The 16,223-nt window shown below is 53.6% G+C and carries 10 protein-coding genes; 5 read left to right on the forward strand and 5 right to left on the reverse strand.

Going from position 1 to position 16,223, the window contains the following annotated elements; genetic code table 11:
• Positions 1 to 58 precede the first annotated feature (58 nt).
• Positions 59 to 1,945: an O-linked N-acetylglucosamine transferase, SPINDLY family protein gene (locus TH4_RS03450; RefSeq protein WP_064779899.1), complete on the reverse strand. Its 1,887-nt coding sequence runs from the start codon at positions 1,943 to 1,945 to the stop codon at positions 59 to 61.
• Between the two features lie 39 nt (positions 1,946 to 1,984).
• Entirely contained in the window at positions 1,985 to 4,027 is a 2,043-nt protein-coding gene (locus TH4_RS03455) for an O-linked N-acetylglucosamine transferase, SPINDLY family protein (protein WP_064779900.1), read from the reverse strand.
• Positions 4,028 to 4,293: 266 nt separating this feature from the next.
• Between TH4_RS03455 and TH4_RS03460 the strand changes: the two genes are divergently transcribed.
• Positions 4,294 to 5,151 carry an alpha/beta hydrolase gene (locus TH4_RS03460; protein ID WP_064780029.1) on the forward strand — a complete coding sequence of 286 codons (858 nt, stop codon included), beginning with the start codon at positions 4,294 to 4,296 and terminating at the stop codon, positions 5,149 to 5,151.
• A gap of 61 nt (positions 5,152 to 5,212) precedes the next feature.
• Here the strand turns inward: TH4_RS03460 and secA are convergent, their stop codons facing one another.
• Positions 5,213 to 7,921 carry a preprotein translocase subunit SecA gene (gene secA / locus TH4_RS03465; protein ID WP_064779901.1) on the reverse strand — a complete coding sequence of 903 codons (2,709 nt, stop codon included), beginning with the start codon at positions 7,919 to 7,921 and terminating at the stop codon, positions 5,213 to 5,215.
• 335 nt (positions 7,922 to 8,256) lie between these two features.
• On the opposite strand from secA, the gene TH4_RS03470 reads away from it, so the two are divergent.
• The 4 genes from TH4_RS03470 to argJ all read left to right on the forward strand — a co-directional run bounded on the left by TH4_RS03470 (position 8,257) and on the right by argJ (position 13,074).
• Positions 8,257 to 9,363 (forward strand): hypothetical protein, encoded by a 1,107-nt coding sequence (locus TH4_RS03470; protein WP_064779902.1) that lies wholly within the window; start codon positions 8,257 to 8,259, stop codon positions 9,361 to 9,363.
• A gap of 55 nt (positions 9,364 to 9,418) precedes the next feature.
• Positions 9,419 to 10,531 carry a hypothetical protein gene (locus tag TH4_RS03475; RefSeq protein WP_064779903.1) on the forward strand — a complete coding sequence of 371 codons (1,113 nt, stop codon included), beginning with the start codon at positions 9,419 to 9,421 and terminating at the stop codon, positions 10,529 to 10,531.
• Between the two features lie 258 nt (positions 10,532 to 10,789).
• Entirely contained in the window at positions 10,790 to 11,656 is an 867-nt protein-coding gene (locus TH4_RS03480) for a peptidylprolyl isomerase (protein WP_008888374.1), read from the forward strand.
• A gap of 188 nt (positions 11,657 to 11,844) precedes the next feature.
• Positions 11,845 to 13,074: a bifunctional glutamate N-acetyltransferase/amino-acid acetyltransferase ArgJ gene (gene argJ, locus TH4_RS03485; RefSeq protein ID WP_064779904.1), complete on the forward strand. Its 1,230-nt coding sequence runs from the start codon at positions 11,845 to 11,847 to the stop codon at positions 13,072 to 13,074.
• Positions 13,075 to 13,157: 83 nt separating this feature from the next.
• Here the strand turns inward: argJ and TH4_RS03490 are convergent, their stop codons facing one another.
• Positions 13,158 to 14,432, reverse strand: coding sequence for a pentapeptide repeat-containing protein (locus tag TH4_RS03490; RefSeq protein WP_064779905.1), 1,275 nt, complete (start codon positions 14,430 to 14,432; stop codon positions 13,158 to 13,160).
• Positions 14,433 to 14,615: 183 nt separating this feature from the next.
• On the reverse strand, positions 14,616 to 15,887 hold the full coding sequence (locus tag TH4_RS03495) for a pentapeptide repeat-containing protein (RefSeq protein ID WP_064780030.1): 1,272 nt from the start codon (positions 15,885 to 15,887) through the stop codon (positions 14,616 to 14,618).
• Positions 15,888 to 16,223 lie beyond the last annotated feature (336 nt).

Below are 16,223 nucleotides of genomic sequence, written 5' to 3' on the forward strand. Positions count from 1 at the left end.
TCATGGCACTGTTTTATCGCGCCATCAAACCTTCGCCAAGTGCAGAAAGCATCGACGGTCACTTTGCGCTGGTAAGATCAATGTCATCCGGAGCAAGGCCCTGCAGGTATCGGTCATATGCGGCTTCGAATGCAGCTTCGATGTCTCGTGTATAGGTGACCGTATCAAACAGCGGACAGGTCTTGATCTGTTCCTGTAATTTCTGCTTCAAGGCCGCGGTCTTTTCGGGATGAAGCGCCAGATCCAGTGCAATGGCTTCATAGTCCGCTTCATCCTTGGCAATCAGCTCAGGCAGATTGGCTGCCGTCAAAATGCTGGCCGCCACACGAGCGGCAAATTGCTCTCCGGGCAAGGTCACAAGTGGCAAGCCTGCCCAAAGCGCATCACTCGCCGTCGTGTGCGCGTTGACATTAAAGGTATCAAGCAACAGGTCGGCATGCTTGTGCCGTGCGAGATGTTCCGGTTCCGGCATCTTGTCGGCAAAGACCAAACGATCGGGATCAATGCCGCGCTTTTGCGCTTCCTTGCGCAGGTTTTCGGCGGCGTAATCGTTGCCCTTGAACAACCAAAGAACCGAGCCCTCAACCTTACTCAGAAGCCGCATCCAGATATCAAATTCCCGCGGGGTTATCTTGTAGGTGTTGTTGAAACTACAGAATACAAAGCCGGTTTCTGGAAGGCCGAAATCCTTGCGCGTTGTGTTCGTCGTCGGAATTCGGCGCTGATCATCATTGGGCTGATAGCAATTTGGCAGATAGATCGGCTTTTCAGACAAATACTTTTTGTGCGTTTCAGGCACTGTGACCTTATCAATAATCATATATTCGATGAAGTCAGCCCCGATGGAGCCCGGATTGCCAAGATAATTGATCTGAACCGGGGCGATGCGCCGGGCAAAGATACCAATCCGCCCCATCCGCGTGTGGCCCTTAAGGTCGATGGCAATATCGATATTCTTTTCACGCGCGAGCTGCACAATCGCCTCGTCCGAGGAACCCGAGACATCTGAGAAACTATCAAAATAGTTTATCGCCTCATCAAGGCTCCGGCTTTCCTTCACCACCCCATATGAGAAGCCATGAATTTCGAATTTGTCGTGATCATGATTTCGGAGAAGCCCCATCATCAGCGATAGTGTCGCATGGTCATGGAAGTCGGCTGAAAAATAGCCGATACGCAACTTCGCCGGGCGCGCTGATGGAACGCCCCCTTGCCACGTCGCCCCTTGCCCGAATTTGGCCGAGACAAATTTTTGACATCGGGCCAATTGCCTTTCCGGCGCGTCTTCAAGGGGTAGCAGCGAAAATGGTGTTACTTCTTCGCCCTCGATTCCCAGTGTCTTGGCGACACGCGAAAAGGCATCAAGCCAGGACCAATCGCACATCATCGCCAAACTATAGAACCGGTTTGCCACGGCACTTTTCAGATCCGGGTTCAGAGCATTGGCCTCGGCGTAGCTTTGGGCTGCTGCGGGTAATTGTCCCTTGCTAAAAAACACATGGGCCAAGTTGCTATAGGCGTCGGCGAATTGCGGGTCGAGCTGAAGCGCCTTGGCAAAATACTGCTGGGCAGTATCAAGCTGCCCAACTGTCATCAGGACAATGCCGGCTCCATTATAGGCCGGGGCATAGTTGGCGTCGCAACTTGCCGCGCGCTGATAGCATTGAAGTGCTTCGTTGAACTTGCCGATGCTTTGATAAAACACGCCAAGATTTTGATGAGACTTGGGGTTTTGCGGCGCAAGTTCGACAACCTTCTCGAAACATATTGCTGCCTGCCCATTATCCTTTTTGAGGAAATGGGCGTTTGCCAAAACATCCCAGAGCACAACTGCGTCGGGTTCGGTTTGCAGATGTTCTGTGCACATGGAAATGGCCAGATCCGGCTGATTATTCGCCATCGCCTTTTTTGCAAGTGACACCACCTGTTCCACCGCAATGCTCAAAGCTTCTTCCTCATTCCCGGTGCAAAATTTGCCATCACGTTATTGGCTGACAAGCTCAATGTCCCCCGGCGCCTGTTGGCAGAGATAGCGCTCATAAGCTGCGTCATAGCCTCGTTCCAGATCACGGGTATATGACTTGGTATCAAACAGCGGACAGGCTTTGACGTTATCTTTGACCTTTGCCTTCATTGAAGCGGTCTTTTCCGGGTGCAAAGCCAGGTCAAGGGCAATTGCTTCATACTCTTCTTCGGATTTGGCAATCAGTTCGGGCAGGTTTGCCGCCTTTAGAACACTTGCGGCGACCCGGGCGGCAAATTGTTTTCCGGGAAGAGTTACAAGCGGCAACCCGGTCCAAAGCGCGTCACTTGCCGTGGTATGAGCATTCACATTAAAGGTATCCAGGAACAGGTCGGCATGTTTGTGACGGGCGAGGTGTTGTTCCTCGGGCAGATAGCCTGCAAAGACAAGGCGGGCTGGGTCTACGCCGCGATTTCCGGCTTCCTTGCGAAGGTTGAGCATCGCGTCCTCGCTGCCTTCGAACAGCCACAGGACAGAACCATCTACCTTCTTAAGCAAGCGCATCCAGATATCGAACTCACGCGGCGAAATCTTGTAATTGGCATTGAACGAACAGAACACGAAGCCATTTTCCGGCAAGCCCAACTCCGTGCGTGCTTGGGTGTTTTCCGGGAACTCTCGACCGCCGTCATTGGGCTGATAGCAATGCGGCATGTAGATGATTTTTTCGCTATAGGCATTCTTGTATTCGTCGGGGATGATGGTGTGATCTGCGATCAGATAGTCGATGTAGTCGGCCCCCAAAGTCCCCGGATAACCAACATAGTTGATCTGGATCGGCGCCATCCGATAGGCAAATAGCTGCGGCCGCCCTGATTGGGTGTAGCCCTTTAGATCAATCGCAATATCGATCCCTTGGTCACGTGCATGCTGAACGATTTCCCGGTCCGAAAAACTACGGACATCCCAGTTTTTATCGACCAGTTTTTGCAGCTGAGCGCGACGCCAGCCATCTGTAACGCCGCCATAACTGTAGGTGTGTATTTCAAAGCGGCTTTTATCGTGGTCCCCGAAAAGCCCCATCATCAGGGAAAGCGTCGCATGATTGTGAAAGTCCGCCGAAAAATAACCGATTTTCAGTTTCTGTGGACGGGACCCCGGTCGCCGGAATTGCGGGAAACTGTCGCGTACGGCCAGTTCCCCAGCTCTGTTCTCTGAACGCTTTTTCTGCGCGTATGGGTCGTCTTCAAAATGCAATAAGGAAAACGGCGAAACACAGTTCCCCGGATTGCCGATCGCCTTTACGTTTTGAAATTCGGGCGCAAGAAGAGACCAGTCACAAATTTGCGCACGTGCATACAAAAAGTCAGACAGTGCCGACATACTATTTGGATGAAGTTTAGCAACTTTTTCAAATGCTTGTTTAGCAGCAGCACGTTTTTTGTTTCGATATAGAATGACGGCAAGATTATGGTATGCATCGGCAAAATTTGGGTCGTTGGTAATCGCCTGCACGCAGAATCTTTCGGCCTCGTCAAAACGCTGCATTTCCATCAGAACGGTCGCGCAGCTATTCAAGATGTTGGCGTTTTTGGCCTGAAGATAGCTGGCGTTTTGATAGGCTTGCAGCGCTAGGCCTAATTTCTTCTGGGATGAAAACAGGTTTCCAATATTAACCCAAGCGGTCGCAAAGTTTTTGTCGAGCTCAATTGCCTTACGCAGGCATTTTTCTGCTTCTACCGGCTTTTGATCCCGAGCGTAGGCAAACCCCAACAGGTTCCAAACCTGAGCACTTTCCGGAGCACTTTCGACAAGTTGCTTTGCCAGTTCAATCGCCCTTGCAAACGCGCCCTGCTCAATCAGCTGCGAGGTTTTCATGAAAGCCTGTTGCGCGGAAATACCATTTCCGGATGCGGAATCACGCAATTTCTCAAGAGCGGCTTTCGCGCGTGTGTTTTTCGGGTAGTCCTGAAGAAACTGTTCGTACAGCTTGATCGCTTCGTCAATCTGGCCCTGATTTTCGAGCTTTTTTGCGCGTTTGGACAGTTGATCGAATGTGGACACTTTGACGGGATCTCCGAATTTGAACTTTGCCCGGAAAGTCTAGGGAGCAGGCAATTAAGGACTGATAAACACATCTCAACAATACACATGCGACGTGCTGCGTTACAGGTCTGGATTGCCAAAATCCGGGGACATTGCCGGTGTCGTCAGCGCAAACATCCTTTTGATTGTTTTAAACGGAATTCAGTGCGCTAACGTATTGACTATATAAACGATAATTTTTGCATAGATCGGCACCCCGAATGTTTCCCAAAAAGTTTCTGAGCATGACGACCAACTCCGTTGTCGCAATGGTGCTTCTGGCCGGATGTGACAAGCTTGGTGCTTACAATCATTGGCAGGCGGGTGATTTAGAACCCGATATCGCGGCACTTTCCTATGGACCGGATGAGCGGCAGGTTATGGATCTTTATCTGCCCGATCCATCACTTCTGCCGGCCCCACTTGTGATCTGGTTTTATGGCGGGTCCTGGGATTCTGGTGATCGCGGCAAGTACGCCTTTATTGCCAAACGTTTTACCGAATTTGGCTATGCGGTCGCGATCCATGATTACCGATTGGTCCCCGATGTTCGTTTTCCGGACTTTATCGAGGACGGGGCGTCTGCGATTGCCTTTATGAAAAGCTATGCTGGGCAAAACCCCGGGCAGATCAAGGATGTGCCGATTATGTTGGCCGGTCATTCCGCCGGGGCCTATAACGCCGTTCAACTGGTTGCAGACCAACAATATCTGCAAGCTGTCGGGCTTGATGCCGATGACATTGCCGGCATCATCGGGCTTTCGGGCCCGTATGATTTTTATCCCTATGATGTTGCGGCCACCCGGAATGCGTTTGGCGAGACACCGGCCAATCAAAGCCAGCCGGTCAAGATGGATCTGGCGCATATGCCACCGCTTTTGTTGATTACGGGCACCCGTGACCACACAGTCTTTCCGCGCAATTCGAGGAAGCTTGCAGAACTTGCCCCGAGCGCGGAACTTGTCGAAGTCCCCGAAACGGGTCATGCCGGAACCCTGATTGCACTTGGGTTCTATCTGACAACCGATGATGCGGTGTTGGGTCCGGTCAAAGAGTTCCTGCAAAGCCATCTGCCAGCCAAGGCCCTGACGGCAAGCAACTGACAAACAAAAAGCGCGCATCCCGAAGGAGCGCGCTTTTTGTTTCAATTCATGGCCAATACGATCAGTTCAACTGACCGTGGCAATGCTTGTATTTCTTGCCAGATCCGCACGGGCAGGCCTGGTTCCGGGCAACACGACCCCAGGTCGACGGATCATTGGGATCGAAATTGCCCGGCTGACGCGACTGAACGGTTGCGGTATCGACACCCTGCTCGGTTGCGTCAAGTTCGTCGCGGTTTTCACGCATTTCCTGTTGCGGACGCCGCGGTGCTTCGAGGTCTTCGGGACGCGGGGTCGATTGCAGTTCGACATGCGACAGCATCTGGGTCACGCGTTCGCGCAAGGATACCAGCATGGCTTCGAACATGTTGAAGGCTTCGCGCTTGAACTCGTTGAGCGGATCGCGCTGACCATAGGCGCGAAGGCCGATGCCCTGACGCAGGTGATCAAGGGCAAGAAGATGCTCTTTCCAAGACTGATCAAGGAGCTGCAGCACGAGGCTTTTTTCGACCTGGCGCATGATATCGGCACCATAGTTGGCAACCTTGGCCGCCATTTTCGCATCTGCGGCCTTTTCCAGGCGTTCGCGCATGACTTCCTGATCGATGCCTTCTTCCTTGACCCAATCAGAAATCGGCAGATCAAGACCCAGAAGACGGGTAACTTCTTCGTGCAGGCTGGCGGCTTCCCACTGCTCCGGATAGACCTTGGCCGGGCAATATTTGTCGACCATGTCTTCGATGACTTCGGCGCGCATGTCGGCAACGTCTTCGGCAACGTTCTTGGCCTGCATCAGATCACGGCGCTGTTCATAGACGACCTTACGCTGGTCGTTCATGACATCGTCAAATTTCAGAACGTTCTTACGAATGTCGAAGTTGCGTGCCTCGACTTTCTGCTGGGCTTTCTCAAGCGCCTTGTTGATCCACGGATGGTAAATTGCTTCACCTTCCTGCAGACCAAGTTTCTGCAGCATGCCGTCCATGCGCTCGGAACCAAAGATGCGCATCAGGTCATCTTCAAGCGAAAGATAGAATTTCGATCCACCCGGGTCACCCTGACGACCGGAACGACCACGCAGCTGATTATCCACACGACGTGATTCGTGGCGTTCTGTCCCGATCACAAACAGGCCTCCAGCCGCCAGAACTTTTTCCTGATCAGCTTTGACTTCGGCTTTGATCTTTTCAATTGCGGCCGCACGTTTGGCTTCGTCAGTGACATTGGCCAGTTCATGTTCAACGCGCATTTCAACGTTGCCACCAAGTTTGATGTCGGTACCACGACCGGCCATGTTGGTGGCAATCGTGATCGCACCTGGCGCACCGGCCTGGGCCACGATCAAGGCTTCGCGTTCATGCTGCTTGGCGTTGAGAACTTCGTGCGGGATTTTCTTCTTTTTCAGAAGATCGGACAGAATTTCCGATTTCTCGATCGAGACCGTTCCGACAAGTGCCGGCTGGCCGCGCTTGTGGCAATCTTCAAGCTGTTCGGAGATCGCAATCCACTTTTCGTTGGCGGTGCGATAGATCTCGTCATCGGCATCTTTACGGGCAATCGGGCGATGGGTCGGGATTTCGACAACCTGAAGGTTGTAGATTTCCTCGAATTCTTCGGCTTCGGTCATTGCCGTACCGGTCATCCCGGCAAGGGTCGGATAAAGACGGAAATAGTTCTGGAAGGTGATCGAGGCCAGAGTCTGGTTTTCGTTCTGGATCTTGACCTTTTCCTTGGCTTCCAGCGCCTGGTGCAGGCCATCGGAATAACGGCGGCCTTCCATCATACGACCGGTAAATTCATCAATGATGACGACCTTGTCGTCCTTGACGATATAGTCGGTGTCTTTCTGGAACAGCTTGTGCGCACGCAGAGCCTGATTGACGTGATGGACCAGATGAACGTTGGCAACGTCATAAAGCGTGCCTTCGGTCAGGATGCCCATTTCCATCAGAAGCTGTTCGGCATGTTCGGTGCCTTCTTCGGTCAGGGTAACCGCGCGCGCCTTTTCGTCCTTTTCGAAGTCTTCTTCGATCAGTTTCGGGATCAGCGCATCAATCGAGCGGTAAAGTTCTGAGCTGTCTTCGGCAGGGCCTGAAATGATCAGCGGGGTACGGGCTTCGTCAATCAGGATCGAGTCGACTTCATCGACGATCGCAAAGTTGAACGGTCGCTGCACCATATCTTCGAGACGGAACTTCATGTTATCGCGCAGATAATCAAAGCCGAGCTCGTTATTCGTCGCATAGGTGATGTCACAGGCATAAGCCGCACGGCGCTGATCATCGGTCATACCATGCATGATCACGCCCACGGTCAGACCAAGGAAGCCATAGACCTCGCCCATCCATTCCGCGTCACGACTTGCCAGATAGTCGTTGACCGTCACCACATGAACGCCCTTGCCTTCAAGCGCATTCAGATAAACCGGCAAGGTCGAAACCAGGGTTTTACCTTCACCGGTTTTCATCTCGGCAATTTTGCCGGATGTCAGAACCATGCCACCCAGAAGCTGCACATCATAATGACGTTCACCACGGACACGTTTGGACGCCTCGCGGATGGTGGCAAAGGTATCAGGAAGGATGTCGGTCAAAGTCTCGCCATTCTTGAGACGTTCGCGCAGCCAATCGGTCCGGGCGCGCAGTTCGTCATCAGTAAGCTTTTCGACTTCGGGTTCCAGGGCATTGATTTGCTCGACCGTGGCCCGCAGGGCTTTGACTTCACGATCGTTAGCTGAACCGAAAATTTTCCGGGCAATAGCGCCGAGCATTAATACGTTCCTGAACAAATAAATTAAGACACAATGAGGCCCGACAGAAAGCGGAGCCCGATCACAGATAGAACCCTGCCTGCCATCTGTCAACGGAACGAGCCAATATCGCTAATGTTGGGCTGAAAATTACCGGTTTTCGCCGCAGTCCCCCGACACATCCGGACGGTTTCACGTTTTCGTTTTTGGTTGTTGATCCCTTCTTGCTTGAGAAATGCGAGAAATCGGCGTACCATTCGCCTAATAGTTTTAAACCCTAACAGAGCATGTAGCTCGTTTTGGCACGCAGGGTTGCCCCGAAAGCGCTGCCAAATCACATCCTCAGGAGGAGGATTATGGTCGATTTCTCAGCGCTTAATCCATTTCGTCAGGGCCAATCCGCCCTTCAGGATGCGCGTCAGCCCATTTCAAAAAGTAGTCCCGATGCCGGTGACAGTGCCGCACAGGCGCGAACTGATGCCCGCAATCAGGTTGATCCGGTTGCGTTGTCAGACAATGCGCTTGCCGCACATAATGACAGCCAGAAGCTTGCCCCGGCGGCAGGCAAGTCGCTGTCGAACAAGTCCCTGACAACCGTAGAACTGTTTGAACGCGCCCTTGATGCGTCGCTTGAGATGATTCGCGGCAGTGTCGAGGAAATGTTCGCACTGTCGGGTATGTCCGAACAAGAAGCGATTGTCGCGACCGAGGCCATGTTCACTGGCATTCGCGATGCTGCCAGCGGGCAGGACCAATTTGAATTTTCCTTTGATCAGGCGATCGCCAGCCACAGCAAGACCGCCATTTCCTATGCCGGGGCCAATGGTAGCGCGGTTGGCGTATCGGAATCCGCCATGATGGCGGTCCAGTCGCTTGATATCAGCATCAACAACGAAACCGGCGAGTTCTCGTTTAATTACGAGGCTGCCAAGATCGAAGTTGTAAAGACCCAAGCCATCGCAATTGGCAACAGCGCCGGTGCAGCCCTTGGCGCACTTGGTGCGGTGATGGATGGACTGGGTGGCGGGTCGCTTGTGGATATGCTGGGCAACCCGGCCAGTGCCGAGAATGGCGGTCTTCTGTTTGATATCAATGACAACGGAGTCGCTGAATTCATTCGTGAATTGATGAATGCAACAGTCGGTTCTGATGATACATCCGAAGAGGGTGAATCGGCCGTTGCTGCGCAGACCAATGGTCAGGCGCTTGCGGCGGAACGGATGGCGGCCCTGAACGCCCAGATCACCGAACATTTCATGGAACAGGCAACCCTGATCGTACGCAGCATCAATCAGCCGGTTGACGGTGCTGGCGAGGCTGCCGGTCCGCTTCAGCTGACCGTTGATATGATGATGCCGATGGGCCTCTTTGGTCAGGATGATGGCAAGGCCACCTTCACGTTCCCGAATGGTGAAACCGTGTCCGTCATTGACCCGACACAGGAACAGGATGTTCTGATTTAACTGCGACGGGATGTCGTGACCGGCATCCCGCAGCCCTTCAGGAAGGAGGTGCTGTATGTTTGATTCCTCGACACTCTCAAATCCGACCGCCGCCCAGAATGCAGCGGCCCTTGCCGCTTCACGTGCCGCGACAAATGGTGCCGTCAGTTCGGATACCGATGGAAATCACGATGGCGAACTGTCCCAGCAACGCGCCATCATCGACCAGATTGATCTTAGTATCGAAGCCAACCAACGCATCGAACAAGCAATGGGTTCATTCCAGCACCCGGTTCTGGAATTCGAGACCGATGTGCTTGAGATCTATAAGGGGCTGAAACCCGCATTAGATGATGCACAGACGCGCCTGAACCGCGAAGCTTTCATCGTTCTTGCCATGATGGGCATTCCGCCAGCCAAGGCGCGCGCGATGGCCAATGCCATGACGGGTGGTGATCCGGGTGATCTGAAACTTGCCAATACCACTGGCAGCGGCGGAGTTGACTCCGTTCATGATCTGGCGGTCAGCATGTCGCACGGCAAGGCCAAGGTTAATCTTGGGCAGGTGTCGGTTAGTTCCCGCCAGGTCGAGATCGATTTCTCATCGATTGAAACCCGGTTTGCCAAGACCGCCGGGAAAATCGATATTTCCGTCTCCGAGTTCAAGGCCCATATCGAAATGATCCGGGTTGAAATCGCGCAAGCGTTTCAGAAGGATCCACTGATCCTTGATCTGGATGGCAGTGGCATCGACATCACCAGTCTTGAAGATGGCGCAACGTTTGACATTGATGGTGATGGATCGCTTGACCAAACCGCCTGGGTCAGTGGCGGGGATGCGTTGTTGGCACTTGATCGCAACGGGGATGGTAAAATTAACGACGGCACTGAACTGTTTGGCGATCAAAACGGGGCCAAAGACGGCTTTGCCGAATTGGCCAAATATGATGACAACCAGGATGGCGTGATTGATGAAAGTGATGCTGTGTTCAGCTCGCTCGTTTTGCTGCGCGCAAATGGAAGCCAGACAAATCTGGCAAGCGAGGGGATCAAATCAATCTCGCTGACCCTGATCACACCATTGGACGAACGGCTGATCGGTGGGGATTTGGTGGCCAAATCGGGTTTCACCCGCACAGACGGGTCACAAGGGACGGTCGGTGAAGTGCTGTTTGATGTTCGGGCCTGAACAGCCCCAACTCTGTCAGAATTTCACATAACTGTCGTCCAAGTATTGCCCGCCTTGCGGGTGATGCGCGCGTGGATGCACAGATACACACCACAACATGCTGACAGGCAAATTTAGCTTCTTCACATTTTAGACAGAAAGCTTTGCCAAAAGGTGCGACACCCACGGCGAAGCCTTGTGCAGGCACAACTTATGTGTTTTACCCGTGGGCAGAGGCATTGGGCATAAGCCCATCTGAAATTACAGTCTGGAGAAACTATGCTGCGCAAATCCCTTCTTGCTGCGTCCCTGGCAACCGTCATTTTCGCATCCCCTGCCATGGCACAGGACGCTGCACCGGCAGAAGACCCGGTGCTGGCGACGGTCAATGGTGAGGACATTCTTGAATCAGAAGTCCGCGCAACCCAGCAGGGCCTGCCGCAACAGTATCGCCAGCTTCCGTTTGACATGCTTAAGGCGGATCTTCTGACCCGTGAAATCAATCAGCGCCTGCTGATGGATGCCGGTAGCGAAGCTGGTCTTGCTGATGACGAGGAAGTCAAAGCACAGATCGCAGCGCTTGAGCGCCGCCTGATCGCGGAAACCTATCTGGATCGTGCGCTCAGTGACGCGATCACCGATGATGCGATCGAAGCAAAATACGAAGAATTCATCAAAACCAACGAGCCGGAGCCGCAGGTCCACGCCCGCCATATCCTGCTTGAAAGCGAAGAAGACGCGAAAGCCATCATCGCAGAACTTGACGATGGTGCCGACTTCGTCGAACTCGCCAAAGAAAAATCGACCGGCCCGTCCGGCCCGAATGGCGGTGATCTTGGCTTCTTTAACCGTGCCGACATGGTTGCACCGTTCGCCGAGGCAGCCTTTGCCATGGAACCGGGCACCTATTCAAGCGAGCCGGTTCAGACCCAGTTCGGCTGGCACGTGATCAAGGTTGAAGAGAAAAAAGAAGGCACCCAGCCGTCGCTTGACGAAGTCCGTCAGCAGCTGGTGGCCGAAATCAGCCGTGATGCGTTTAACGCACTTGTCGAAGACCTGCGTTCTGATGCCGAAATCGTCAACTATGTCGAAATCGAAGCCGCGAAGGCAGCAGAAGAAGCCGCCAAGGAAAAGCCGGCGGAATAATCCCGCAAACGTCGCGGTCAGTATCAATTGATCGCGTCTGGCTTCAGAGAATTCGAAAACGGGGTGCAGCCATTGGCTTCGCCCCGTTTTTTACACATCATTTGATCGCGTAAATTCATTCTGCCGCTTGCTTTTCGTCGCCATTGCGGCAGGATGGACCGACTTATCCAATAAAGGAAACTGCACTGATGGTTGCGACTGCCATTTCACCGCTTGCCCCCGCGGCATTCCCAGACCTTCCGGCGATTGCTGGCGTTAAACTGCATACCGCAACCCTTGGCATTCGCTATAAGGGGCGCCCGGATGTGCTGTTGGCCGAACTCGCGCCAGGCACGCAGGTTGCCGGTGTCTTCACCACGTCGACCACTGCATCGGCGGCGGTCCGCTGGGGACGTGAGGCGCTTAAGGGGGGTACGGCACGTGCCTTTTTTGTCAATGCAGGTAACTCGGTCGCCTTTACCGGCAAGGCTGGTGAAAAGTTCGTTGCTGACAAGGTCGAAGCCGCGTCCAAGGCACTTGGTTGTGCAAAAACCGAAATCTTTACCGCATCGACCGGTGTGATTGGCGAGCCGACCACGGCAAACCGCATCACCGATGCACTGGGTGACCTTCTGGCCAATGAGGCCGACTGGCTTGATGCCGCCAAGGCCATCATGACCACCGATACCTTCCCCAAGGGCGCGTCAGCCACCGCGACCATCAATGGCAAGACCGTGACCATTGCCGGTATCGCCAAGGGATCGGGCATGATCGAGCCGAACATGGCAACCATGTTAAGCTTTGTGTTTACCGATGCCGCCCTGCCGCACAATGTGCTGCAGGCCATTCTGGCCGATTGCAACAATCGCAGCTTCAACGCGATCACGGTTGATAGCGATACGTCGACGTCTGACACGCTTCTGGTGGCTGCCACCGGCAAGGCGGGCAATGACGCGATCAGTGATGTCAACGACCCGCAACTTTCCACGTTCAAAGCGGCATTTGAAGATGTGCTGCGAGATCTTGCCCATCAGATCGTCCGCGATGGCGAAGGTGCTTCGAAATTCATCACCGTCAAGGTCACCGGTGCCGTGAACGAAAAAGAAGCCAAGACTGCCGCCAAGGCCATTGCCAACTCCCCGCTTGTCAAAACCGCGATTGCCGGTGAAGACGCCAACTGGGGCCGTATCGTCATGGCGGTTGGCAAATGCGGTGTGACGGCAGACCCGAACAAGCTGAGCGTTGCAATCGGTGGCATTACATTGGCCAAGAACGGTGAACGTGTTGCCGATTATGACGAGGGCCCTGTCGAAGCCCACATCAAAGGCCAGTATATCGACATTGATGCCGATCTTGGCTTTGGCGATGGTGCAGCCACGGTTTGGACCTGTGACCTGACGCATGGCTATATCTCGATCAATGCGGATTACCGCAGCTAAGCGATCATAGTGCTGCAAACTAAAAAAAACGCCGCCTTCGATGAGGGCGGCGTTTTACGTTTTCGGGCTGTGACTGGCAGAGGTTATCTCTTGCCGGGAATATAGCCATTGAGGATCAGGCCGACATTGGCACCTTCAAGTTCGGTTTCGCTCAGATCCGTGGCGCCAAAGGCGACGCCGGCAACGTTTGCCTTCGTCAGATTGGCGCCCTTCATCTTGGCTTCGTCAAATACCGAGTTACGCAAATCGGCCTGTTCGAAATTGACATCAGAAAGATCCGCGTTCCAGACGACGCCGGTCTTTTCACCCTTCTTGTCGCGCTGATCGACACCGCCAAAGTGAACGCCCTGAAACACACCCTCGCTACAGTCCGATCCCGCCATACGCACACCATCGAGCACAGCACCATTCATGCGGATTTTCTGCATGTCGGCTTCACGCATCGAACACATGGCAAGAATGGTATCGACAAAAAGCGTGCCGCGCAGAATGCATTTGTCAAAGACGGCGCCCGACAGGTCCATGCCCGAAAAGTCCATGCCCGACAAATCGCGACCGGCTGCAATCATTGGCATGCCAGTTTTGCCGCCGGTCGCTAGCCAAGTGCTATGGCCGTTTACAAGTTCGCGAATGTCATCAACCAGCGGGGCCGTCGGTGTACCGCCACCGATTGAGTAGGATGTGTTGGCCTGCGACAAATCGACATCCTGCAAGTCGACATTGCGCAGGTTCGCACCACTCAAATCCGCCCCGACAAGTTCCGTCCCGGCAAGCTTCGCCCCCTTGAGGTTGGCATTGCGAAGCTTTGCGCCGTTCATCTTGCACCCGGTCAGATCGGCGCCTTCGAGGTTGACGGCAAACATGTTGGCGTCACTCATATCGGTATGCGCGAGGCGCGATCCCGACATGTTGGCACCGGCCATATTGGCCCCCCACATCATCGCACCTTCGAGGTCGGTATTAGACATGTCGGTTTCGCGTTTGACCGTGCGTTCACGAGCCCCTTCAAGAACCACCATGATGCCTGCGCGCAAATCAATGCCGTTCAGGTTGGCATTGCGCAAACTGGACCGTGCCATATTGGCTCCGCGCAGATCGGCGCGTTCAAAGGTCGAATTTTCGAGGTCAGCCTCAACAAAGTTCGCGCCAAACAGGTCACAGAAATCGAAACAAACATCGCGCGCCGATGCCTGAATGAAGTTTGCACCGGGTAAGACCGCCTCTTTCAGGCTGATCTTGCTCATTTTGATGCGGGAAAGATTGCAGTTGCGCTTTTGCATGCGCACGCCGCCCGGCTTTTGATTGAGATAAAGTTGATGCTTCTTGATTGAATCAATCAATTCCGAACGCGATGACATTCAGTAGAAAACCCCAGAGATTCTAAATTAGATTCTTATTATTCTGGATTATAGAATGACGCAGTTTCCCCGCAACGCAATTTGTTTAAGACATTGCGCGACATTGGGACGGTTTAAGTCTTTAAAAAGTGGCGAAAAACTATCCGAACGCTTAGTTAACCTGCACCATGACAGGGTTGGACCTTAAACCTTACCGGGGATGATTCCGGTCAGAATCGAGCCGGTGTTGGTACCGTCAAGATCGACGTCGCTTAAGTCCGTTTCACCAAAGGCAACACCGGAAATATTGGCCTTGCAAAGCTTGGCCCCCTTCATGTGGGGCTCATCGAAAACCGAGTTTCGAAGGTCAGCGTGTGAAAAGTCCGTCGCATGAAGGTCTGCGCGCCAGACCTCGCCCGTTTTTTGTCCCTTGGCATCGCGCTGTTCGACGCCACCGAACTTGACGCCCTGAAGCACGGCCTTGGTGCAGTTTGCATAGGACATCCGCACACCGTTCATGATCGACCCACTCAGTCGGGCGCGGGACAAATCGGCATTGCGCATCGATGCCATGACCAGAATGGTATCGACCAACAAAACACCGCGCAGGATGCAATCATCAAAACATGCCGCTGAAAGATCAAACCCGGTGAAATCAAGTTCGGTCAGATCACGACCGGTCACATCAAGGCGTGCGCCCGAAATGCCGCCACTTGTCAGCCACTCGGTGTGGGCATTAAGCAAGATGCGGATATCATCGGGGAGCGGCGTTGCAGCCTTGCTGCCAATCGAGTTTGACGTATTGGCCTGCGACAGATCAACGTTCGCCAAATCAACATTGCGCAGATTGGCACCAGACAAGTCCGTGCCCAGCAAAAGCGTATCCTTGAGCTTTGCACCCTTGAGGTTGGCGTTTTTGAGCTTTGCACCCGACAGGTTGCAGCCTGAAAGATCCGCGCCGGCAAGGTTGACGGCAAACATGTTGGCGTCGCTCAGGTCCGCATCGGCAAGCCGGGCACCGGACATGTTGCTTTCGGCCAGGTTGGCACCAGACATCACCGATCCCTGAAGGTCTGCATTGGTCAGATCTGTTTGTCGTTTGACCTTTTTTTCGCGTCCGGCATCGACAATCACCATCACACCGGATCGAAGATCGGCCCCCGTCAGGTTGGCATTACGCAGTTTGGCACGCGCCATGTTGGCGCCGCGCAAGTCGGCGCGCATGAAGCTTGAACCTTCGAGATTGGCCTCGACAAAGTTGGTTCCGAACAGATCACAGAAATCAAATTTGACATCCTGGATCTGGGCCTGGATGAAATTGGCACCAGGAAGCACCGCATCTTCAAGACTGATCTTGCTCATCTTGATGCGCGACAGGTTGCCATTGCGGAGCTGCAATCGCCGACCGCCGGGCTGCTTCATGACAAAGAGCTGATGCTTTTTGATCGCATCAACCAGTTCGGTGCGTGTTGTCATCTGGTGGGTGGTACCCCCGATCAATCGGAAACAGCGCATGGACGCCGCGGTTCCAAGAATTCTTATAAAGTATACCCGTCAATGACAGTGAACATTCTGACAAAACATGACAATTAAGCCCCCTGTTTCACTGGCATAAATATATGATTACACAATACTTATCGCGTTGCATGGTTTTCTTGCGGCCTGTTGCGGATATGACAATCGTGCGATCGATATTGCGGAGCAATGTGTTTGCAACGGCAGCGCCATATATGGGCCGGACCGCGCAGGGAACCGGCCTGTGATATTGCGATCTTGTATGGGGTTCCGCCCGCCCCCATCTGCAAAATGTAT

It is taken from the genome of Thalassospira tepidiphila MCCC 1A03514, from assembly GCF_001662875.1.
Lineage (GTDB): Bacteria > Pseudomonadota > Alphaproteobacteria > Rhodospirillales > Thalassospiraceae > Thalassospira > Thalassospira tepidiphila.

Coding starts and splice junctions, on each gene's coding strand:
- secA (WP_064779901.1), bottom strand. CDS start 7,921: ATGCTCGGCGCTATTGCCCGGAAAATTTTCGGTTCAGCTAACGATCGT.
- TH4_RS03480 (WP_008888374.1), top strand. CDS start 10,790: ATGCTGCGCAAATCCCTTCTTGCTGCGTCCCTGGCAACCGTCATTTTC.
- TH4_RS03460 (WP_064780029.1), top strand. CDS start 4,294: ATGACGACCAACTCCGTTGTCGCAATGGTGCTTCTGGCCGGATGTGAC.
- TH4_RS03495 (WP_064780030.1), bottom strand. CDS start 15,887: ATGACAACACGCACCGAACTGGTTGATGCGATCAAAAAGCATCAGCTC.
- TH4_RS03470 (WP_064779902.1), top strand. CDS start 8,257: ATGGTCGATTTCTCAGCGCTTAATCCATTTCGTCAGGGCCAATCCGCC.
- argJ (WP_064779904.1), top strand. CDS start 11,845: ATGGTTGCGACTGCCATTTCACCGCTTGCCCCCGCGGCATTCCCAGAC.
- TH4_RS03475 (WP_064779903.1), top strand. CDS start 9,419: ATGTTTGATTCCTCGACACTCTCAAATCCGACCGCCGCCCAGAATGCA.
- TH4_RS03490 (WP_064779905.1), bottom strand. CDS start 14,432: ATGTCATCGCGTTCGGAATTGATTGATTCAATCAAGAAGCATCAACTT.